The 20,883-nt window shown below is 55.8% G+C and carries 20 protein-coding genes; 18 read left to right on the top strand and 2 right to left on the bottom strand.

Annotated elements, in window-relative coordinates; all coding sequences use genetic code 11:
- Positions 1-41: 41 nt before the first annotated feature.
- The 3 genes from N2K86_RS07010 to N2K86_RS07020 all read left to right on the top strand — a co-directional run bounded on the left by N2K86_RS07010 (position 42) and on the right by N2K86_RS07020 (position 2,086).
- Positions 42-365: a heavy metal-binding domain-containing protein gene (locus tag N2K86_RS07010; RefSeq protein ID WP_006174327.1), complete on the top strand. Its 324-nt coding sequence runs from the start codon at positions 42-44 to the stop codon at positions 363-365.
- Positions 362-1,192, top strand: coding sequence for an N-acetylmuramoyl-L-alanine amidase (locus N2K86_RS07015; protein ID WP_260660945.1), 831 nt, complete (start codon positions 362-364; stop codon positions 1,190-1,192). Before N2K86_RS07010 ends, N2K86_RS07015 begins: the two co-directional genes overlap by 4 nt.
- Before the next feature lie 270 nt (positions 1,193-1,462).
- Complete coding sequence (locus N2K86_RS07020) at positions 1,463-2,086, top strand: helix-turn-helix domain-containing protein (protein WP_260660946.1); 624 nt, start codon at positions 1,463-1,465, stop codon at positions 2,084-2,086.
- On the opposite strand, the gene N2K86_RS07025 is transcribed toward N2K86_RS07020, so the two are convergent.
- Both N2K86_RS07025 and N2K86_RS07030 read right to left on the bottom strand, forming a co-directional pair.
- The gene (locus tag N2K86_RS07025) at positions 2,087-2,701 is read right to left on the bottom strand and encodes a hypothetical protein (RefSeq protein ID WP_260660947.1); all 615 of its coding nucleotides are present in this window, start codon (positions 2,699-2,701) and stop codon (positions 2,087-2,089) included.
- Positions 2,701-4,266 (bottom strand): ExeA family protein, encoded by a 1,566-nt coding sequence (locus tag N2K86_RS07030; protein ID WP_260660948.1) that lies wholly within the window; start codon positions 4,264-4,266, stop codon positions 2,701-2,703. The genes N2K86_RS07025 and N2K86_RS07030 overlap by 1 nt, the downstream gene beginning before the upstream one ends.
- 300 nt (positions 4,267-4,566) lie before the next feature.
- Here N2K86_RS07030 and gspC point away from each other — a divergent pair, with 300 nt between their 5' ends.
- The 15 genes from gspC (at position 4,567) to N2K86_RS07105 (ending at position 20,755) form a co-directional block, all read left to right on the top strand.
- On the top strand, positions 4,567-5,298 hold the full coding sequence (gspC, locus tag N2K86_RS07035; RefSeq protein ID WP_260660949.1) for a type II secretion system protein GspC: 732 nt from the start codon (positions 4,567-4,569) through the stop codon (positions 5,296-5,298).
- Between the two features lie 13 nt (positions 5,299-5,311).
- Entirely contained in the window at positions 5,312-7,231 is a 1,920-nt protein-coding gene (gspD, locus tag N2K86_RS07040) for a type II secretion system secretin GspD (protein ID WP_260660950.1), read from the top strand.
- A 15-nt stretch (positions 7,232-7,246) separates the two neighbouring features.
- Positions 7,247-8,725: a type II secretion system ATPase GspE gene (gene gspE / locus N2K86_RS07045; RefSeq protein ID WP_313771639.1), complete on the top strand. Its 1,479-nt coding sequence runs from the start codon at positions 7,247-7,249 to the stop codon at positions 8,723-8,725.
- On the top strand, positions 8,725-9,933 hold the full coding sequence (gene gspF, locus N2K86_RS07050) for a type II secretion system inner membrane protein GspF (protein WP_260660951.1): 1,209 nt from the start codon (positions 8,725-8,727) through the stop codon (positions 9,931-9,933). Before gspE ends, gspF begins: the two co-directional genes overlap by 1 nt.
- A gap of 3 nt (positions 9,934-9,936) precedes the next feature.
- A complete protein-coding gene (gene gspG, locus N2K86_RS07055) occupies positions 9,937-10,386 on the top strand; it encodes a type II secretion system major pseudopilin GspG (protein ID WP_028012525.1) in 450 nt (149 codons plus the stop codon).
- Positions 10,386-10,871, top strand: a complete 486-nt coding sequence (gene gspH / locus N2K86_RS07060; RefSeq protein ID WP_260660952.1) for a type II secretion system minor pseudopilin GspH — start codon at positions 10,386-10,388, stop codon at positions 10,869-10,871. The genes gspG and gspH overlap by 1 nt, the downstream gene beginning before the upstream one ends.
- Positions 10,864-11,244 carry a type II secretion system minor pseudopilin GspI gene (gspI, locus tag N2K86_RS07065; protein ID WP_260660953.1) on the top strand — a complete coding sequence of 127 codons (381 nt, stop codon included), beginning with the start codon at positions 10,864-10,866 and terminating at the stop codon, positions 11,242-11,244. The genes gspH and gspI overlap by 8 nt, the downstream gene beginning before the upstream one ends.
- Positions 11,241-11,852, top strand: a complete 612-nt coding sequence (gene gspJ / locus N2K86_RS07070; protein WP_260660954.1) for a type II secretion system minor pseudopilin GspJ — start codon at positions 11,241-11,243, stop codon at positions 11,850-11,852. The genes gspI and gspJ overlap by 4 nt, the downstream gene beginning before the upstream one ends.
- Entirely contained in the window at positions 11,849-12,859 is a 1,011-nt protein-coding gene (gene gspK, locus N2K86_RS07075; protein WP_260660955.1) for a type II secretion system minor pseudopilin GspK, read from the top strand. Before gspJ ends, gspK begins: the two co-directional genes overlap by 4 nt.
- A gap of 15 nt (positions 12,860-12,874) precedes the next feature.
- Positions 12,875-14,008, top strand: coding sequence for a type II secretion system protein GspL (gene gspL / locus N2K86_RS07080; protein WP_260660956.1), 1,134 nt, complete (start codon positions 12,875-12,877; stop codon positions 14,006-14,008).
- Positions 14,005-14,490: a type II secretion system protein M gene (locus N2K86_RS07085; RefSeq protein WP_260660957.1), complete on the top strand. Its 486-nt coding sequence runs from the start codon at positions 14,005-14,007 to the stop codon at positions 14,488-14,490. Before gspL ends, N2K86_RS07085 begins: the two co-directional genes overlap by 4 nt.
- Positions 14,487-15,284 carry a prepilin peptidase gene (locus tag N2K86_RS07090; RefSeq protein ID WP_260660958.1) on the top strand — a complete coding sequence of 266 codons (798 nt, stop codon included), beginning with the start codon at positions 14,487-14,489 and terminating at the stop codon, positions 15,282-15,284. Before N2K86_RS07085 ends, N2K86_RS07090 begins: the two co-directional genes overlap by 4 nt.
- A 254-nt stretch (positions 15,285-15,538) precedes the next feature.
- Positions 15,539-18,253, top strand: coding sequence for a glycosyl hydrolase family 18 protein (locus N2K86_RS07095; protein ID WP_260660959.1), 2,715 nt, complete (start codon positions 15,539-15,541; stop codon positions 18,251-18,253).
- A gap of 103 nt (positions 18,254-18,356) precedes the next feature.
- On the top strand, positions 18,357-18,794 hold the full coding sequence (gene iagB / locus N2K86_RS07100; RefSeq protein WP_260660960.1) for a type III secretion system invasion protein IagB: 438 nt from the start codon (positions 18,357-18,359) through the stop codon (positions 18,792-18,794).
- Positions 18,795-18,928: 134 nt separating this feature from the next.
- Complete coding sequence (locus N2K86_RS07105) at positions 18,929-20,755, top strand: glycoside hydrolase family 19 protein (RefSeq protein WP_260660961.1); 1,827 nt, start codon at positions 18,929-18,931, stop codon at positions 20,753-20,755.
- The last annotated feature ends 128 nt before the right edge of the window (positions 20,756-20,883 follow it).

A 20,883-nucleotide genomic window follows, 5' to 3' on the forward strand; every position in this document is an offset into this window, starting at 1 on the left:
GCTGGTGGTAAGGCATTGAACGCTAAAGAAGGAGAGAAAGTATGCAGTTTTCAACCACCCCAACCCTGGAAGGGCAGCCGATTACCGAGTATTGCGGCGTTGTGACCGGCGAAGCGATTCTGGGCGCCAACATCTTCCGCGACTTTTTTGCCGGTATTCGCGACATCGTCGGCGGACGCTCAGGTGCTTACGAGAAAGAGCTGCGCAAGGCCCGCGAAATTGCTTTTAAAGAGCTGGGCGAGCAGGCAAAAGCGCTGGGCGCCGATGCCGTTGTGGGCATTGATATCGACTACGAAACGGTCGGTAAAGATGCCAGTATGCTGATGGTGAGCGTAAGCGGCACGGCGGTGAAAACCCGTCGATGAAGCGTTCGCTTTCAACACTCCTGCTGGCGCTTTTGCTGGCAGGGTGCGCCACGGAAAAGGGCATTATTGATAAAGGTGCCTACGAGCTGGATACCCGCCACCAGGCGCAGGCGGCCTACCCGCGTATCAAGGTGCTGGTGATCCACTATACCGCTGATGATTTTGACAGCTCGCTGGCGACCTTAACGGACAAAAATGTCAGTTCCCACTATCTCATTCCGGCAATTCCTCCTGCTCCTGATGGCAAACCGCGTATCTGGCAACTGGTGCCTGAAAGCGAACTGGCGTGGCATGCAGGGATAAGCTTCTGGCGCGGCACCAACCGTATCAATGATACGTCCGTGGGGATTGAGCTGGAGAACCGTGGCTGGCAAAAAACATCTGGCGTTAAGCACTTTACCCCTTTTGAGCCAGCACAAATTGCGGCGCTGGTGCCGCTCGCCAAAGACATTATCACCCGCTACAACATCAGGCCTGAAAATGTGGTGGCCCATTCGGACATCGCCCCGCAGCGTAAAGACGATCCCGGTCCGCTCTTTCCGTGGCGGCAGCTGGCACAGCAGGGCATTGGTGCATGGCCCGATCCGGCGCGCGTCGCGTTCTATATAAACGGGCGTCCGCGCTATCAGCAGGTGGATACCGGGGCATTACTCGATCTCCTCGCGCGGTATGGCTATGAGGTGCCGGTTGACAGCACCCCGGCGCAGCAAAAGCGCATCATCACGGCGTTCCAGATGCATTTCCGGCCTGACCTGTGGAACGGCGTCGCGGACGTCGAAACGATGGCCATTGCTGAAGCCCTTCTGGAGAAATACGGACAGGGGTAATCCTTCGGACGCCCCCCGAATGCCTTAACTCATCCCGAACTCCTTCAGATTAATCTTAAGTACAAACTCAATTCATTTTTAGTTAATTGACTTAAAATTATCCGGATTTAAGATAGACACATAGCTTGCTAAGTAATTTAGAAAATAAATCTATCGCACTTATTCTTTATTTTTCTCCTTGAGAACGTCATCAGGAAAATATTCGAGGGGTAAGGTTTTTTTGCCTTGCGCCTGCGTTTTTAAATTTCACATCTTAAATTGGGTATAACAATGTTAAGCATCTATGCAAAAAAATTACGTCCGCAACATGAAATGGAAGCCATTATTTCTGCAACGTCAGGTTTTGAAGAAAAAACTTTAAAGAAATGGCAGAAAATTTCTACCTCTGATTCACAATATATTCATATTATCGTCAGCGGTGAGGTTGAATTCCGTCGCGAATCCGACGAACTGTGTATGTTCACGGTGACGGGCCAGTGCATTTTTGGCCTCTCGTCTATGTACTACAACGCAACCCATATGTATGGCCTCGTTCGCGCCAACACCGTAATACGCTCGATCAAGAAAGAGACCTTCGCCCAGCTGATGACGGATAACAATTTATGGCCTGAACTGACCAAAGTGCTCTCCTGGTACATCTGCATGCTGAGCAAACGTGACGATGTGCTGGTTGCCCGCAGCGCTTACTCAGTGGTGCGTGAATTTTTATACGAGATTAATGAGCTTATTGTTCATCATCAGCGTGATATCAACATTTATGATTATATTCAGGAATACACCAACCTGGCACGCAGCACCATCATTAAAATCCTCTCCGATCTGAAGAAAGGTCAATATATCGTGGTGGAAAAAGGTCGACTTCTTAATCTCACCGCTCTGCCAGAAAAATATTAATTACTCCAGCCGGTCTCCTTTAATACTTAAGGGAGATCGCGCTTTATCTCCGTTTAGCATACTGCTTTGAGGATTTTCCTGCGTTTCGTCTACCGGCGGTGCGGGAATTTTGCCTTGGGAATAATCCTGCTCTTGTTCTTTTAACGCCTGCTTAAATAACTCCGTTAATGATGAATCATCGCTGTCTGCGCTGGCGGGAGCTTCGGTGCCGGGTAACGTATCCCGCGACGTATCGTGCGGTTCGGCGCCATCGGGTGCCTGCTGCCAGTCGGCATCATCGCTGTTAATGGGCAAATCCTGCATGGCCGGGACATCGGTATGCTCGGGGGCGGGTTTCGGCTGCGGATGCGGGAACGGTTTGCTCACATACACATAATGCATATCCGAAAGCTGTGTTTCCGGTTTGGCGACGCTCACTTTTACCGGTTCTGGCGCAGGGTGGCGCAGGTTCCAGTAAATATGCGCGTACAGCCCCGTCATTAGCATGGCGCAAAGGCCCAGCATCCAGAGAAAGGCGTTGCCAAACGCTTTTTTCAGGCTGGGGAGGCGGTACGAAAACCAGACCGCCTCCCCGGTAGTGTAGCTGCGCTGGGCCGCAAGACAGATGGTAGACATCAGGAATGTTTCTCCTGCGTTTTCGCGTCCGGTGTGAAACGCGAGGCCTGAATTAATACGCTCGGTGTGGTATCGGTTTCTCGCATTAACTGCATCAGCGTATCTTCACCAGGGATCCCATCCACGTGCAGATGCATTTTTTGCTGGAACTCTCGGGTGCGTTTCATCAGTTCTGCCGTCCAGGTCTGGGCATGGGTTTCCGGCTGGTTAAGGGCCACGCTCAGCTGCTGATCAAGCCAATCCACGTCTTTTGCATCGCTGGCGGCGCTGATGGCGTCTTTGCCATCCGGCGTCAGGCGGTGCAGCTGGGTGTAATTGCCGGTCGCATGCTGAGTAAACCAGCTGCGGCTCACTTGCCAGGTACGGTTATTCATCAGTAGATCGAGAGAGGTATCCCCGACGCGTGCGACCACGGCATAGTTGAGGTGGTTGCCGGTTTTCAGTTCACTGACCCACGGATAGCCTTCCTGCGCCAGCGCATCCGGCGAGGCGTTCCCCTGTTTACACATCAGGTTCACCTTCGCGGCGTTTTGGCACAGGGCATCGTCCGCCGAGGCGTCATACCCCCACATCTGATAAAGCTGATGCATGGCGTCCGGCTGATTAACGACTTCGTTGTCGATAACCGGCACCACGGGTGCCGGTACTTTCGGCGTCTGGTGTTGCCAGCTGACGGGAACGGGCAGTTGAACCGGCAGTCTTGCACTAATAGAGGAAGTTAAATACCAGCCGCAGGCGGCGAACAGCACGGACGCGAACAGGCCCACGGTTGCCAGGTGCTTACCGTGTTTTTTCGCGGGCAGCGTCTCGCCCGCCGCCAGGCGTAAATGACGCGGGCTGACCTGGGCTGCACGTTCGGTCCAGGCGGCCAGCAGCGACAGGTGTGCCAGCTCGTTCAGCCTGCTGATATTCCCCCTGGTCAGGGCATGCATCTTGCGCACGCGCGCCGGCGTAAACGGCGAAGTATCGCACCCGTGCTCTTCACACTGCGCCTGAACATAGCTAAGGAATTCGCGGCAGGTCAGGGGACGCAAGGCATGATGTGTGTGCGTATATTCGCGCAGTTCAGGTTGCTGCTTCAGAACGGCTTCCTGATCCGCCGCGCCCATCAACACCACGGACAACCGGAAATCCAGCTCCTGAGCGCGGGTGAGCAGCATCGCCAGGACTTCCCGGCAGTTGTCCTTCATCGCTTCGGTATGGGCGATTACCAGCACTTTGGCTTTCGCTTTCCCTTCCTGCCACTGACGCAGCACGGCATCCACCGCCTGAATACGGTTCTTGCTCTCTTTCGTCCCCGGACTGAGCTTGTACAGCAGGCTACTGGCACTCAGTTTGGGAAACGCATTGATGGCAAGCACGCCGGGAGTCGTGCATTTCAGCGCATTGCTGAACTGGCTCAACAGCTGGGTGTCGTCTGAAAAGAGGCAGCTAATTCCCGCCTGTTGGGCTTTCTCTTTCAGAAGGTTGAACACGTCCTGATGATAAGGCACCAGAAAATCACCGGATAACCGGACGATTTTCCGAAAGGGCGGATGTTTAAAATTGAAGTGGCTCTGATACATAACGACTTACCGTCTCTGATTAGGAATAGCAACAGGACGAGAAAGTAAGGGAACGCCACGGAAGGGTCAATTTACGTACAGGGTAAAAATATCCTGCCTGTGAGGCCTAACATCTGGATTTTATACGGTCAATATTTTTCTTTATGAAAGTTAGTGGCGAAGCCGGTGGTCGTATTAGCACCAGATAATTACTATTTTCCCACATATTGGCGCAGTACGACGCTGCTTATTTTCGCTTTGCTAAAGGCCAGATGAAAAATGAGGTTCTCATTTCTGTCACGGTGGATAACGCCTTGCATTATGTTTGTGCTGTTAATTTTTTGCGGCCAACAAGGTTATCTCACGTTTAAAGAGTATAAAAAAATTACGAATAAGTTGGCTAATTTAGATGCGCAGCCGCTTAAAAACCGCCGTGATGAAAAGACATTCACGCTTTTTACCGCAGCCGCTCGTCAGGATAACGTTCCGACGGCGGTGAAAGCCCCGCTGGCAGCGGAAATCGAAGGGATCGTGAGCAGTGATGACGCCTGGCTCTCCTTCGCAGTCATCAAAACGCCGGGTGGTCAAAAGAGCTACCGTGAAGGTGAGGCGCTGACCGGCTTCAACGAGGCCTTTATACAGGAAATTAATAAAGACAATGTGGTGGTTAATTACGAAGGTGCTTCGCAGGTACTGGCGTTAAATAAACCTGATTATTTTAAGGGCGGCGTTGACAGCGGCCCGGTAAGCAAATCGACGAAAGATGCAGGCGCGGACAGCGTGCATCTGGATGATTATCTGGTGTTAAAGCCGTTAATCGATAAGGGCCAGCTGGAAGGCTACAACATTAATCCAAGGAATGCCTCTTCCTTCTACAGCCATTCAGGGCTGAAAAAGGGGGACGTGGCAGTAAAAGTCAACTCTGTCGATATGACCGACGAAGCTAAGGCAAAAAGTATTATTGCCAACTGGTCGAAAATGAAAGAAGCGGAGGTCGTCGTCAGACGTCACGCTCACCTTGAAAATATTCGGGTCAATGTTCTAAACAATTAACAAGTGTACAGACATGAAGAAATTTCCTTGGGCGTGCGTGGCGCTGACCGCATTGTCGTTATATTCCAGTTCGCTGCTTGCAGCCAACTTTAGCGCGAGCTTTAAAAATACCGATATCCGCGAGTTTATCGATACGGTAGGCCGCAATCTGAATAAAACCATTCTCGTCGACCCGTCCGTTCAGGGCTCGGTGTCGGTGCGAACCTACAACGTGCTGACGGAAGATGAGTATTACCAGTTCTTCCTGAGCGTGCTGGATCTGTACGGCCTGTCGGTGATCCCGATGGACAACGGGATGGTGAAAGTGGTGCGCTCAAGCGTAGCCCGCACCGCCGGCGCGCCGCTGGCAGACAGCAAAAACCCGGGCAAAGGCGATGAGATCATCACCCGCGTGGTGCGCATGGAAAACGTGCCGGTACGCGAGCTGGCCCCGCTGCTGCGTCAGCTCAACGATGCCACCGGCATCGGTAACGTGGTGCATTTTGAACCCTCCAACGTGCTGCTGTTGACCGGTAAAGCCTCGGTGGTAAACCGCCTGGTGGATCTGGTGCAGCGCGTCGATAAAGACGGTATCCAGCGCCGCGAGATTGTGCCGCTGCGCTTTGCCTCCGCTAAAGATCTCTCAGACATGTTGAACAACCTCAACAACGAAGAGCAAAAGGGGCAGAACGCGCCGCAGCTGGCGACCAAAGTGGTGGCAGATGACGAAACCAATAGCCTGGTGATCAGCGGCTCGGAAGATGCGCGCATGCGTACCCGCTCTCTGATCCAACAGCTGGATCGCGAGCAGAACAACGAGGGGAATACCCGCGTCTTCTACCTCAAATATGCCAGCGCCACCAAAGTGGTACCGGTGCTGACCGGGATTGGCGAGCAGCTGAAAGACAAGCCGGGCGCGGCCAAAGCGAAGACCGCGAGCGCCGCAACCGACCTGAATATTACCGCCGACGAATCAACCAACTCGCTGGTGATCACCGCGCAGCCTAACGTGATGAACTCCCTGGAGAAGGTGATCGACAAGCTCGACATCCGCCGTCCGCAGGTGCTGGTGGAAGCGATCATTGCTGAAGTGCAGGACGGCAACGGTCTGGATCTTGGCGTGCAGTGGACCAGCAAGCACGGCGGCGTGCAGTTTGGCTCCACCGGCCTGCCGATCGGCCAGATTAAGAACGGCACCATGAAGGGGGCGAGCTTCACCGGCCTTGCGACCGGCTTCTTTAACGGCGATTTCGGGGCGCTGATGACCGCGCTCTCCACCGACGGCAAAAACGACATTCTCTCCACGCCAAGCGTCGTGACGCTGGATAACAAAGAGGCGTCGTTCAACGTCGGCCAGGACGTGCCTGTACTCTCAGGCTCCCAGACCACCAGCGGCGACAACGTCTTTAACTCCGTTGAGCGTAAGACGGTGGGTACCAAGCTAAAAATTGTGCCGCAAATCAACGATGGCGACATGATCCATCTGAAGATTGAGCAGGAAGTCTCCAGCGTCGACAACAGCGCGACGGAGGATTCCAGCCTCGGCCCAACCTTCAATACGCGCACGATTAACAACGAAGTGATGGTCCACAGCGGCCAAACGGTGGTGCTCGGCGGTCTGATGGAGAACGTGACCAAACAGTCGGTCTCTAAAGTGCCGCTGCTGGGCGATATCCCGCTGGTCGGTCAGCTGTTCCGCTACACCTCGCAGGATTCGTCCAAGCGTAACCTGATGGTGTTTATCCATACCACCGTCCTGCGCGACGACGACAACTACAGCGCGGCGTCAAAAGAGAAATATGACCAGATCCGGGCCCGTCAGCAGCAGCGCGTAGAAGAGAAAAAGCTCGGGATTATTGAGCCAGCGGATAACGCGGTACTGCCCGCGTTTCCCGTCGACGCCAGCGCCGCGCCGGTGAAAACCAGCGCATCGCGTAATCCGTTTAAACACTAAGGCGGAGAGGGCACCGTGGACGAACTGACTAAAACCCTGTGTAGCAGCAGCTACGCAAAAGATAACGGCGTTCTGTTTTACAACAACGACGTCTATATCCGTGAAGACACCCCGGCGTTTGCACTGCTGGAGGTGCGCCGGGTGCTGGAACGCGCGTTCGTTCCGGTGACCCTGACATCAGAAGCCTTTGATGAGCTGCTGGCCAAAATCTGGCAGCAGAGCAGCGGCGTCTCTCAGCAGCTGGTGGACGACATGGACGCGGATATCGATCTGATGGCGTTAACCGAGGAGATCCCGGATAACGAGGATCTGCTCGATAACGACGAAAACTCCCCGGTGATCCGCCTGATTAACGCCATTCTCGGCGAGGCGGTGAAAGACGGTGCGTCGGATATTCATATCGAAACCTTCGAGCGCACGCTGAGCATTCGCTTTCGCGTTGACGGCGTGCTGCGCCCGGTGCTGCAGCCTGCGCGTAAGCTCGCGCCGCTGCTGGTGTCGCGCATCAAGGTCATGTCGAAACTCGACATCGCCGAGAAGCGCCTGCCGCAGGATGGCCGTATCTCCCTGCGCATTGGCCGCAAGGCCATCGACGTGCGCGTCTCGACCATTCCGTCCCAGTACGGCGAGCGCGTGGTGATGCGTCTGCTCGACAAAAGCAACCTGAAGCCCGACATCAACAGGCTGGGCCTGATCGATGAAGAGCTGGATAAGTTAAAAGGGCTGATTGACCGCCCGCACGGCATTATCCTGGTCACCGGGCCAACGGGCTCCGGTAAAAGTACCACCCTGTACGCCATTCTCTCGGCGCTGAACGGCCATGAACGCAACATCCTGACCGTTGAAGACCCGATTGAATACGAGCTGGAAGGGGTGGGGCAGACGCAGGTTAACCCGCGCGTGGACATGACCTTTGCCCGCGGGCTGCGCGCCATTCTGCGTCAGGACCCGGACGTGGTGATGATCGGGGAAATTCGTGACGGCGAAACCGCGCAAATTGCGGTGCAGGCCTCGCTCACCGGTCACCTGGTCATGTCGACGCTGCACACCAACAGCGCCGCAGGGGCGATTACTCGCCTGCGGGACATGGGGCTGGAGTCATTTTTAATCGGATCATCGTTGCTCGGTGTCATTGCCCAGCGTCTGGTGCGTCGGCTGTGTACCCACTGCCGGACCACCAGTCCGCTGGACGCCAATGAAAAAGCGCTGTTCAGCTTTATGGACGCGCCGCCAAAAGTGATTTACCGCGCGGTGGGGTGCGAACACTGCCGTCAGAGCGGCTATCAGGGCCGCGCTGGTATACATGAATTCCTGGTGGTGGACAGCGCCATGCGCCGCGCCATCCATGAAGATAAGGACGAAATGACCATCGAAACGCAGCTGTTTAAGCAGGCCTACAGCCTGCGCGAAAACGGGCTGCTGAAGGTGATTAACGGTGTGACCTCGCTGGAAGAGGTGATGCGCGTCACCGCCGAGCGTGGGGGGGATGCGTAATGGCCTTCTACGCCTGGACGGCGACGAATGCCGCGGGGAAAACCCAGCGCGGGACGCTACAGGCCGAGGGGCAGAAGCAGGTTCGCCAGATGTTGCGCGAGCAAAAGCTGATGCCCGTCAGCATCACTGAAACCCGCGAGGCAACGGCAGGCGGGAAAGTAAAAACCGGGGCGAAGCTCTCCACCCCGGTGCTGTCGATGTTTACCCGTCAGCTTTCGACGCTGGTCAACGCCGCGCTGCCGCTGGAGAGCGCGCTGAAAGCGATCTCGAAGCAGACGGAAGACAAAAAGCTGGCGGCGATGGTGGTGGAGATCCGCGAGAAGGTGGTGGAAGGTCATACCCTGTTTGACGCCTTCAGCCAGTTCCCGCGCACCTTCGACAAGCTCTACTGCACCCTGGTGATGGCCGGGGAAAAGACCGGCCACCTGGGGGACGTGCTGGAGAAGCTGGCGGAGTACAACGAACAGCGTCAGAAGATGAAAAGCAAGCTGACGCAGGCGATGGTCTACCCGATTACCCTGACGGTGGTTGCCATCGCGGTTATCAGCATACTGCTGGTGGCGGTGGTGCCGCAGGTAATCGAGCAGTTCACCCACATGAAGCAGCAGCTGCCGATCACCACCCGCACGCTGATTGCGGTGAGCGATTTCCTGCAGGCCTACGGCATCTATATCGTCGGGATCCTGGGCGGTGGGTTTGTCGGTTTTAAAACCTGGCTCAGAAATGCCAAAAACCGCTTTCGCTGGAACCGCTGGCTGGTGAACGGTTCACCGATTAAAAAGCTGGTCTGCGCCATCAACAGCGCCCGCTATATCCGCACCCTGAGCATCCTGCAGGCCAGCAGCGTGCCGCTGCTGGAGGGGATGTATATCGCCATGGACGGTATTGAAAACCTCTACGCCCGACAGGTGCTGGAGCAGGCCGCCGATACCGTGCGCCAGGGGGCATCCCTGTATGCCGCGCTGGAACAGGCGAAGCTCTTTCCACCGACCATGCTGTATATGATCGCCTCCGGTGAGGAGAGCGGCGAATTAGGCAATTTAATGGACCGCGCCGCGGAAAACCAGGAATCGGCACTACAGCATCGCATTACATTAACGCTGTCGGTATTTGAACCGGCGCTGGTGGTCTCCATGGCGACGATTGTTTTATTCATCGTGCTGTCAATATTACAGCCGCTTCTGCAACTTAATAATATGGTAGGTTAAATCATGGCTTTAAAACGTAAAAACCTGGCGCGCCAGGCGGGCTTCACGTTGCTCGAATTAATGGTGGTCATTGTTATTCTCGGCGTTCTGGCGAGTATGGTGGTGCCAAACTTAATGGGTAATAAGGAAAAAGCGGATACGCAAAAAGCGACGAGCGATATTGTCGCGCTCGAAGGCTCGCTGGATATGTATAAGCTGGATAACCACCGTTATCCGACCACAGAGCAGGGACTGCAGGCGCTGGTCACCAAACCTGAAATCGCGCCAATCCCGAACGGCTACCGCGCCGATGGCTATATCCGTCGCCTGCCGCAGGATCCGTGGGGCGGGGATTATATTCTCGTGAGCCCGGGTGAACACGGCGCGGTTGACGTCTTCTCGGCCGGTCCGGACGGTGAAGCCAATACCGCCGACGATATTACGAACTGGTCTCTGGATAAGAAAGAGAAATAATGAGAAATCAACGCGGCTTTACGTTGCTGGAAATTATTCTGGCGCTGGTGATATTTGCCAGCTGCGCCATGATGGTGGTGTCCACAATACCCTCGCGCAGCGGTGCGGATATATTTGGCCAGCAATTAAAAGCGCTCGTTGATTATGGTTCTGACCGCGCGGTGATGGATGGAAATATCGTTGGGCTGGTAATGACCACGAATAACTATCAGCTGGTGACGCTCGACGATAAAAACGGCGAGCGCCGCTGGGTGCCGTTATCTGCGGGGCGAATTACCACCAAAGGCGATTTCCCGGAGGAGATGCACGTTTCGCTCTCGCCGCAGCGTCTTGCCGCCACGGTATCGTCCGACCCGCAGGTGCTTTTTTTACCGGACGGCGAAATCAGCCGCTTCACCCTGACGCTGCAAAGCTACGACAAGCAGCACCATTTCCGCGTGGTGTCGCAGGGCGCGGCTCCGGTATCGGTAGAAAACGATGACTAACGCAAAGAAAAAGCAAACGGGAATGACGCTGCTGGAGGTCATGGTCGCGCTGGTGATCTTCTCCACCGCCGCGCTGGCGCTGATGAACTCGGTCTCCCTGAACGTGCGTTTTACCCACGGTCTGGCCGACACGCTGCAGGCGAGCTGGGTGGCCGAGAATCAGCTGGCAGAAGCGCAGCTCGCGAAAACTGACTTCCCGGATGCTGAGCAGCAGGGAACGGAAACCATGGGCGGACGCAGCTGGAACTGGCGCAAGCAGCGGGTCAAAACCGCCGACGGCGTCTGGGCTAACGCCATCCGCGTGTATGCGGAAGGCGACGACAGCCAGCCGGTTATTTCGCTACATATTATTCCGCCGGGAGAGAGCCAGTGAAGAGAACCCGACGCCAGCGCGGTTTTACCCTGCTGGAGATCATGATTGCGCTGACCATCTTTGCGGTGATCGGCACTCTGGCCTGGCAAATTCTGGACGGGGCGATGCGCACCAGTTCGGCCACCGATGCCAGCGCGGCGAAGCTCAATCAGCTGCAGCGTGCCTGGAGCCTGATGGAGCGCGATTTCTACCAGCTGCAGGCGCGCGCGCCGCGCAACGAGCCGGAACGGTTTCGTCCGGCTGATGATGCGCTTGAGCTGACCACGCTGAACGGCGTGAGCGGAACGGTCCAGCTGGAGCGCGTGCGCTGGCGGCTCGAAGCGGGGCGATTGTATCGCGACGTCTGGCCGGTGATTGACGGCCCGGCGGACGCCAAACCCGACGAGGTGCCGATTGTCAGCGAGGTGAAATCACTCCAGTGGCGCTTTTACCGTCAGGGCTGGCAGAAAAGCTGGAACGACCCGGCGCATCTGCCGGACGGCGTGGAGCTGACGCTGACCATGGAAAACGGCGATACCTGGCGCTGGGTCTTTACGACCCCGGGCGATTTGCCTGAAGCGGCCACACCCGCGCCTTCGCCACAACCGGCACCGGAAGCAAAATCATGAGTGCATTACGCAAACAGAAAGGGGTGGCGCTGCTGGTGGTGCTGATCCTGCTGGTGATGATGTCGGCGCTGGCCGCCAAAATCAGCCAGCAGTTCTGCCGCAACCTGCAAAAAACGCATTACCAGGTGAGCCAGCAGCAGCTGCGCTGGGCAATGCAGGCCCAGGAAAAGGTGGTGAAAGACCGGCTGCTGGCCGACGCCAGCGGGGAAAGCAAACCGCTCTCCCTCGACGGCGACTGGCATCAGCCGCTGGAAACCCGGGGTGAAGACTACACGGTGGTCAGCCAGGTGGAAGACGCGCAGGACTGCTTTAACGTTAACAACCTGCTGGCGGTCGAAAAAATTGCGCAGGGGAAAAATACCCCGGAGGTGCCGGAAAAGCCGCGCCGGGAGCAGATTGTGGAACAGCTTCTGACGCAGAGCGGCCTGAGCCAGACCAACGCGGAAGAGGTGTATCTGCAGCTGGTGGACTATCTCGATGGCGACACGACAACGGCCAAAGAGGGCGCCGAGTCCGATGCCTGGGCAGGCGTGGTGCCCGCTCGCCAACCGGCGAACCAGATGATGCGCACCATTGCCGAGATCAGGCTGCTGCCTGCGTTCCCGGCTGCCGCTTACCCGAAGGTAAGCAAGCTGCTGTGCGCGCTGCCGGACTCTGCCAGCAAGGTGGATGTGAACACCCTTAAACCGGAGCAGGCTGCCTTACTGGCCGCCCTGTTTCCCGGAAAACTCAATGAAGATGATGCCGTTCGCCTGATTGAATCGCGTCCTGAAACCGGCTGGGAAAATTGGGAAACCTTCAGCAAAGCGCTGGAGCAGACCTTCCCGCAGTTAAAAGACGATCTCCCGCAGGTGGCTGAGCAGCTCTCCATTAACAGCCGGTATTTCCGCGTGAACTCGACCGGCAATACCGATGAATTAACGCTTCGCGTGGTGAGCCAGCTTCAGGTGAATAACGAAGCCGGTGAGATCGTGACGTGGCAACGTCGTTACCGAATGATTGAATAAGAAAAGTAGAACGCTATGAAACAGGTCCTTTTTGTTCGTCCCGACAGCCGCGAGGGCGGGAAAATAATGTGGTGTGTCTCCGGCAGCGAGCAGGTTGAGGTGCTGAAGAGCCTGGACGCGCTGGCAGACCACCCACTTGCTGCACGCGTCTGTTTACTTCTGCCTGCCAGCAAGATGATCTTCCGCCACTTCACGCTGCCAAAAAAAGTCGCCTCGCAGGCGACGGCATTCTCGTGGATGGCGGAAGAGACGCTGATTGGCGACGTGGATAATCTCCACTGGACGGTGCTCAACAAAAAGGGCGCCGAGGTTGACGCGGTGGCCATCGACGCCGATTGCCTGCGCGGGTGGTTAACCCGCTGTCAGGAGGCCGGATTAAAGGTCATTCAGGCGCTGCCGGATGCGTGGCTGTTGCCCGTGACGGCGGGCGGAAGCACGCTTGTTGCCCAGGACGACGGCTACTGGCTGCGCTTATCGCCCCATGTCGCGGGTGAAATGGAGGCGAGCCTGCTGCCGCTGCTGATGCAGAAAGCCGGAGAGGGGAGCGTGTGCTGCTACGGTGACGTGCCTGCTGGCGTCGATATTGACGTCGGGCACCCCTGGCAGCATCCGCTGGTTCTGATCCAGCCGCAGTGGCACGCCTGCCGCGTCACGCTCCTGCACGGCGAATTCAGCGCGAAAGCGGCCTCGGGTAAAGCCTCGAAGGGCATCAAGGCGGCAATAGCCGCGGCGGGCCTGCTCTCTCTCGGCCTGTTGCTGGGACCGCGCGTCGCCATGGCCTGGATGCTCGTGCAGCAGGAAAACCAGGTTCAGCAGGAGATCGCTCAGGTTTATCAGCACCATTTTCCGAGTATGCGCCAGCAGACCAACATCAAATACCACTTTGGTCAAAACCTTAAGAAGCAAACCAAAGGCGTCTTTTTGCAGCTTGAGGCGCTGGAGAAAGCCAGGCAGGCCGTGCCGGCAATGGAAATCGATCTGCTGGAGTACGACGCCCAACAGAACACGCTGACGCTGAGCGTCAGTGCGCAAAGCCCAACCGCGTTGCAGACGTTTGTGAATCAGGCCGGTGAGAATTTTGATTTCATCCTGCAGCCTGTTTCCACCTCTGCACCTTATACCGCCATGATCGCAGGGAAATACAAATGAAAGAGCGAATTGCGCAGCTTAAGTCTCGTTATCAGAATTACAGCGCCAGGGAAAAAGTTATTCTGAAAATATGCGCCATCGCCCTTCTGGTGGCGGCAGTATATTACGGGGGCATAATCCCGCTGGATAATATGATTCAGAACAGCAAATCCACGCTGACCCGACAAAAAGAGTCGCTGAACTGGATGCGCAGTGAAATAGATAAAAACCATCTCCAGGTTCAGATTATCAAAACGGATAACCCGCGTGCGGTGGTAGAGAGTAGCGCGCAGGAAATTCATCTGCCCCTGACGGATATGCGTCAGGATGGACAAACGTTATCGTTCGTCGTTAATCGCGTAAACGTGTATGAATTAAAGAACTGGCTGCGGGAAATTAACCAGACCTCCGGCGTCAGGCTGCAAAAAATGAACCTCACGCCGGTCGATCACCTCAGTGATGTAAAAGCGGAAGTACAGCTCACCTGGAGCAAAATCGCATGAACACCTTCGCGCTGATGCGGGAGGTTTACCCGGTGGGGTTCCCGGTGATGAGTGCGATCCTGGGCGGCATTGTGGGGAGCTTTCTGGGCGTTGTCGCCGAGCGCGTGCCGAACATGGTGATGGAAGAGGAGAGCGGCGGTAATTTGCTCTTTCCGGCGTCGCACTGCCCGGCGTGTCAGCACGCGCTGGCCGCCTGGGAGAATATCCCGCTGGTCAGCTGGCTTGTTTTACACGGACGCTGTAGCCGCTGCGGCACCGCTATCCCGTTGCGGATATTTTTGTTCGAGCTTTTTTCCGCGCTGTTTTTTGGCATCACCGCCTGGTGTATGCCGGACGTCCAGGCTTTGTTCTCTCTGTGGCTGCTGGCGGCGTTTTTATTGCCCCTGGCCATGATCGACTGGCGGCACCAGCTGCTGCCGGACTGCCTGACGCAACCCCTGCTGTGGGCGGGATTACTGCTCCATGCCTTTGCTCATACGCTGCCGCTTCGAGATGCGCTGTTCGGTGCCGTGGCGGGCTATCTGTCGCTCTGGCTGTTGTACTGGGCGTTTCGCCTGACCACCGGACGGGAGGGGCTGGGATATGGTGATTTTAAGCTGCTGGCGGCTCTGGGCGCCTGGTGCGGCTGGCAGGCGTTGCCCATGATTGAATTAATCGCCGCGCTGGGCGGTATTATCGGTTATTTCGCTTTAACTCATTCAAATAAAAATAACCTCACTATTTCTTTCGGACCTTATCTCTCATTTGCTGGAATAGTGGTGTTTATTGGTCAGCAGTTTGCTTTCACATTTTAAATATACAGGTCAAGTTTTTTTATAATTCTTTTTGACGGTGGAAGAGAAGGACGTCTCTTTACGCTCAGTGTATCGTAAGGGATATAAGCTACACGGAATTTGGGCTTGTATCTTTTTATGGAGGAATACAGCGCAGCAAAACGTTTTTTTCACGGTTGTCAGGTTGGTTTAATACGCATTATGCAAAGCAAATCCATGTTCTCAAGGAAGGCATGGTTTATTAACGTTACGAATAAATTTATCAGGAAATAAAAATGAAATTTATGAAGCCTAAATATCTGGCGCTCTTTATTGCAGCGGCTACCAGCTCTGCATTTGCAGCGGCGCCAGGCACTCCGTCTATTAGCAGCGGTAATGATAAATTTGCGCTGGTAGAGGTCGATCAGGCGGCACAGGACTATAACAGCCTCGTTAAAGTTCACCCTGACGGTGTGGATGTGAAGGTTGAGTGGAACGTCTGGAGCGGCGACGCGCCAACCTCTGCCAAAGTCTTGCTGGACGGCCAGACCGTCTGGTCCGGCGCGGGCAGCGCCTCTGGCTCTGCGACCTTCAAAGTGAAAAAAGGCGGACGCTACCAGGAGCAGGTGGAACTCTGTAATGCCAGCGGCTGCACCAAAAGCGCCAGCAAGCTGATTATCGTAGCGGACACCGACGGTAGCCACCTGCTGCCGCTGAACGCGCCGATGCAGGAAAACAACAAAACCTTCGCGCAGCATACCGATAAAGTGGTCGGCGCCTACTTCCCTGAGTGGGGCGTGTATGGCCGCAACTTCCCGGTGGATAAAATCCCTGCGGCTAACCTGAACCATATTCTGTACGGCTTCATTCCCATCTGCGGCGGTGACGGCATCAACGACAGCCTGAAATCCATTGAGGGCGGTAACAGCTTTGAAGCCCTGAAGCGCGCCTGTAACGGCCGTCAGGACTACACCGTGGCGATCCACGATCCGTGGGCTGCCCTGCAAAAACCCCAGTCTGGCGTCTCTAACTGGGACGACCCGTACAAAGGTAACTTTGGCCAACTGATGGCGCTGAAAAAAGCACATCCGGGTCTGAAAGTTCTGCCGTCCATCGGCGGCTGGACCCTGTCTGACCCGTTCTATCAGATGAACGATCCGGCCATTCGCGCACGCTTCGTCTCCTCCGTGAAAGAGTTCCTGCAGACCTGGAAATTCTTTGACGGTGTGGATATCGACTGGGAATTCCCGGGCGGCGGCGGCGAGAACGCGGCGCTGGGTAACCCGCAGCAGGACAAGGCAACCTACACCGCGCTGATGCACGACCTGCGCACCATGATGAACGAACTGTCTGCGCAGACGGGCCGCACCTACGAACTGACCACTGCGATTGGTTCCGGTAAAGATAAGATTGAAGATGTGGACTACACCACGGCGCAGCAGTACCTCGATCATATCTTCCTGATGAGCTACGACTTCTACGGCGCGTGGAGCAACACCGTGCTGGGCCATCAGGCGGCGCTGCACGCGCCGGCATGGCGTCCTGACACGGACTACACCACCGAAAACGGCGTAAACGCGCTGCTGCAGCAGGGCGTACAGCCGGGCAAAATTGTGGTGGGTGCGGGCATGTACGGTCGCGGCTGGACCGGCGTACACGGCCAGACGGGCAACAACCCGTTCACCGGTACCGCAACGGGTCCGGTTAAAGGTACCTGGGAACCGGGCGTGGTGGATTACCGTCAGATTGTGAACGAGTACAAAGGCAAGCCTGGCTGGGAATACGGTTATGACGCTGACGCAGAAGCGCCTTACGTCTTCAACAAGTCAACCGGCGACCTGATCTCTTATGAAGATGCGCGTTCCGCTGCGGCAAAAGGCAAATACGTTCTGGCCAACAAACTGGGCGGTCTGTTCTCCTGGTCTATTGACTCTGACAACGGCGACATTCTGAATGCGATGAACGAAAGCCTGCTGGGGGGCGGCTCTACCCCGGTTGAGCCGGTTGTCACCAACCATGCGCCAATCGCGTCATCTGCGGATCAAAACGTCTCTGGCCCGGCAACCGTCACGCTCGATGGTTCTGCTTCCAGCGATCCAGACGGTGATGCAATCACCTACAAATGGACCCAGATCTCTGGCCCATCGGTGACCCTCACCAACAGCACCAAAGCGAAAGCAACCTTCAACGTTGCGGCAGCCACCAGCGACCAGACCATGGCGTTCCGCCTGACGGTAACGGATACAAAAGGGCTGAGCAACGCGATTGACGTGCAGGTTGTGAACAAAGCGCCGAAAGCGAACCAGGCACCCGTGGTGAACGCCATGGAAGCGGTGACGCTGCAGGCCGGTGAAACCTACGCTCTGCACGCGCAGGCTGCGGATCCTGACGGTGATACGCTGACTTATGCCTGGAGCGTCCCGGCGGATATGCACGCCACCGGTACCGATACCGCGAACGTGACCATCACTGCGCCAGAGGTGACTTCTACGTCTACTTACACCCTGAGCGTGGTGGTCGGCGATGGGAAAACCAGCGTGCAGTCTAACGTGCAGGTTACCGTGAATCCGAAACCGGCTGACGTTACGCCACCGGCTGACGAGGTTACGCCTCCAGCCGATGAAGTGACACCGCCGTCTGACGAGGTGACCCCACCTTCTGACGAAGGCTCTGCCACCGGAAGCTGCGACGCGCCTGTCGATGCTAACGCCAGCAAATATGCCGCGTGGGATGCCAGCAAAATCTACAACAATGGCGATACCGTGAGCGCTGACCATCTGGTGTGGAAAGCGAAGTACTGGACGCAGGGCAACCAGCCTGGCTTCGGTGTGGATGCCTGGGAGCTGGTCAGCAACGTCAAGATGAACTGGCGTTCAGACCTGGTTTACAACGGCGGCGAAACCACCACTTACCAGGGCAACGTTTACCGTGCCAAATGGTGGACCCGCGGTGATAACCCGGCTAACAGCGATGTCTGGGTGAAAGAAGGTCCGTCAACAGACTGTAAATAATCGAGCCCAATAAGCACTTCCCCTCCTCATTGAGGAGGGGATTAAAAATTCATTTTACAGGATGTTGCTAAGGAGAAATAACCGACGCTTACAGCAGGTAAAAATGAAAAAGTTAATGTTGTTGTTATTGATAATAAGCCAAAGCGCACTGGCAAACTGTTGGGACAGAGCCGCACACTATTATCATGTCGATCCTTATTTATTGTATGCCATAGCCAACGTTGAATCCGGTATGAATCCGTATGCGGTTGGGAAAAATCATGATGGCACGCGTGATGTCGGGCTAATGCAAATTAACAGCTCCCACTTTACCGCGCTGGAAAGTCGGGGAATCGACGAATACCGGCTGATGACCGAGCCCTGTACCTCCATTATGGTCGGCGCGTCCATCCTTTCCGGGATGATCAAGGTGTATGGCTATAACTGGGAAGCGGTAGGTGCCTATAACGCCGGATTGAAGAAAGAGAATTATTCGCAGCGAATGAAATATGCCCATAAGGTCTGGGCGAAATATCAGCAGTTGAAATTAGCGGCACGTTAGTAATGTTTTTTATTTTTGAAGAATTCCTGAGGGTGTTCTTCGAAAAGTGAAAACAGCTGTCTATGGTTTATTTATTAATGGATTAATACATAAGCCGGGATTTAACTTTAACTTCAATTAACAGGAATACTGAAATGAATAAAAGGACGTTACTGAGTGTACTCGTTGCCGGCGCATGCGTAGCACCGTTTATGGCGCAGGCTGCCTCTCTGCAGGCGACCACCAGTGAACCATACACCATGAAAGCCAGCGATCTGGCGAAGAAAGAAAAAGAGCTGACCAGCTTCCCCCTGATGGCCTCCGTGAAAGAGACCATCAAAACGTTGGACAATGCTCAGGTAGAAATGATTGAGCCAGGCCGCGCGGCAAACCCTGACAACGTGAAGCGTGTGGAAGGGATCGTAAAGGCCAGCGACTGGGAATACCTGTTCCCGATGCGCGCGCAGTCTTACACCTACAGCAACTTCCTGAAAGCGGTGGGCAAATTCCCGGCGCTGTGTAAGACCTACAACGACGGTCGCGACAGCGATGCCATCTGCCGTAAAGAGCTGGCAACCATGTTTGCCCACTTTGCTCAGGAAACCGGCGGCCATGAAAGCTGGCGTCCGGAAGCCGAATGGCGTCAGGCCCTGGTTCACGTGCGGGAAATGGGCTGGACCGAAGGCCAGAAGGGTGGCTATAACGGCGAATGTAACCCGGATATCTGGCAGGGGCAGACCTGGCCTTGTGGTAAAGATAAAGACGGTGACTTCCTGAGCTACTTCGGTCGCGGTGCGAAGCAGTTGTCCTATAACTACAACTACGGTCCGTTCTCTGAAGCAATGTACGGTGACGTGCGTACCCTGCTCGACAAGCCTGAGCTGGTGGCAGACACCTGGCTGAACCTGGCGAGCGCGATCTTCTTCTTCGCCTATCCGCAGCCGCCAAAACCAAGCATGCTGCAGGTTATCGACGGTACGTGGCAGCCGAACGATCACGATAAAGCCAGCGGTCTGGTGCCGGGCTTTGGCGTGACCACCCAGATCATCAACGGCGGCGTTGAGTGCGGCGGCCCGACTGAAATTGCCCAGTCTCAGAACCGTATCAAGTATTACAAAGAGTTCGCGAATTACCTGAAAGTGCCCGTTCCGGCGAACGAGGTGCTGGGCTGCGCCAACATGAAGCAGTTCGACGAAGGCGGCGCAGGTGCGCTGAAGATTTACTGGGAGCAGGACTGGGGATGGAGCGCCGATACGCCAGACGGAAAGACCTACTCTTGCCAACTGGTGGGCTACCAGACGCCTTTCAGCGCCTTTAAAGAGGGTGACTACAGCAAGTGTGTGCAGAAGTTCTATAACGTGAACATCGTTAACGACGATGGCTCTGCCACCACCCCGGACGAAACCCCGGTCACGCCAGCGCCGACGCCAGCAGAAGATGAAACACCGGCTCCAGCGCCAGCGCCGACGCCGGATGAAACCCCGGCTGAACCTGCTACTGTGAACCACGCTCCGGTCGCGCATATTGCGGGTCCAATCGGTGCGGTTGACGCCGGTGCGCAGGTTTCTCTGAGCGCGGAAGGGTCTACCGATGCGGATGGCAACAAGCTGACCTACACCTGGCGTTCACAGGATGGTCAGACCGTCACCGGTCAGGATAAAGCGGTTGTGACTTTCAAGGCACCAGAAGCGGCAACGGCTCAGCAAATTGAAGTCAGCCTGACTGTTAGCGATGGCGAACTGAGCAGCACCACGTCCTATCTCCTGAACGTGAAAGCGAAAGCATCAACGCCTGCACAGGATGACGGTGCTTACCCGGCATGGAGCGCGAACAGCAAGTACAACGCAGGTGATATCGTGAACAACCACGGTAAACTGTTCCAGTGCAAACCGTTCCCGTACAGCGGCTGGTGTAACAACGCCCCGGCATACTATGAACCGGGCGCAGGTCTGGCATGGTCTGATGCCTGGACGGCATTATAAACAGCAAACGGCAACCGAAAGGTTGCCGTTTTAGTGTTTGCACCCTCTCCCTGTGGGAGAGGGACGGGGTGAGGGCATCAGGCCGCACTCCCTGTCTTTTTCCGGGTGGCGCTGCGCTTACCCGGCCT

This window comes from Enterobacter mori (assembly GCF_025244905.1).
Classification (GTDB): Bacteria; Pseudomonadota; Gammaproteobacteria; order Enterobacterales; family Enterobacteriaceae; genus Enterobacter; species Enterobacter mori_A.

Bases quoted from the DNA above. Each gene is read 5' to 3' on its own strand.
- N2K86_RS07010 (WP_006174327.1), top strand. From the start codon at position 42: ATGCAGTTTTCAACCACCCCAACCCTGGAAGGGCAGCCGATTACCGAG.
- N2K86_RS07015 (WP_260660945.1), top strand. From the start codon at position 362: ATGAAGCGTTCGCTTTCAACACTCCTGCTGGCGCTTTTGCTGGCAGGG.
- N2K86_RS07020 (WP_260660946.1), top strand. From the start codon at position 1,463: ATGTTAAGCATCTATGCAAAAAAATTACGTCCGCAACATGAAATGGAA.
- N2K86_RS07025 (WP_260660947.1), bottom strand. From the start codon at position 2,701: ATGTCTACCATCTGTCTTGCGGCCCAGCGCAGCTACACTACCGGGGAG.
- N2K86_RS07030 (WP_260660948.1), bottom strand. From the start codon at position 4,266: ATGTATCAGAGCCACTTCAATTTTAAACATCCGCCCTTTCGGAAAATC.
- gspC (WP_260660949.1), top strand. From the start codon at position 4,567: ATGTTTGTGCTGTTAATTTTTTGCGGCCAACAAGGTTATCTCACGTTT.
- gspD (WP_260660950.1), top strand. From the start codon at position 5,312: ATGAAGAAATTTCCTTGGGCGTGCGTGGCGCTGACCGCATTGTCGTTA.
- gspF (WP_260660951.1), top strand. From the start codon at position 8,725: ATGGCCTTCTACGCCTGGACGGCGACGAATGCCGCGGGGAAAACCCAG.
- gspG (WP_028012525.1), top strand. From the start codon at position 9,937: ATGGCTTTAAAACGTAAAAACCTGGCGCGCCAGGCGGGCTTCACGTTG.
- gspH (WP_260660952.1), top strand. From the start codon at position 10,386: ATGAGAAATCAACGCGGCTTTACGTTGCTGGAAATTATTCTGGCGCTG.
- gspI (WP_260660953.1), top strand. From the start codon at position 10,864: ATGACTAACGCAAAGAAAAAGCAAACGGGAATGACGCTGCTGGAGGTC.
- gspK (WP_260660955.1), top strand. From the start codon at position 11,849: ATGAGTGCATTACGCAAACAGAAAGGGGTGGCGCTGCTGGTGGTGCTG.
- gspL (WP_260660956.1), top strand. From the start codon at position 12,875: ATGAAACAGGTCCTTTTTGTTCGTCCCGACAGCCGCGAGGGCGGGAAA.
- N2K86_RS07085 (WP_260660957.1), top strand. From the start codon at position 14,005: ATGAAAGAGCGAATTGCGCAGCTTAAGTCTCGTTATCAGAATTACAGC.
- N2K86_RS07090 (WP_260660958.1), top strand. From the start codon at position 14,487: ATGAACACCTTCGCGCTGATGCGGGAGGTTTACCCGGTGGGGTTCCCG.
- N2K86_RS07095 (WP_260660959.1), top strand. From the start codon at position 15,539: ATGAAATTTATGAAGCCTAAATATCTGGCGCTCTTTATTGCAGCGGCT.
- iagB (WP_260660960.1), top strand. From the start codon at position 18,357: ATGAAAAAGTTAATGTTGTTGTTATTGATAATAAGCCAAAGCGCACTG.
- N2K86_RS07105 (WP_260660961.1), top strand. From the start codon at position 18,929: ATGAATAAAAGGACGTTACTGAGTGTACTCGTTGCCGGCGCATGCGTA.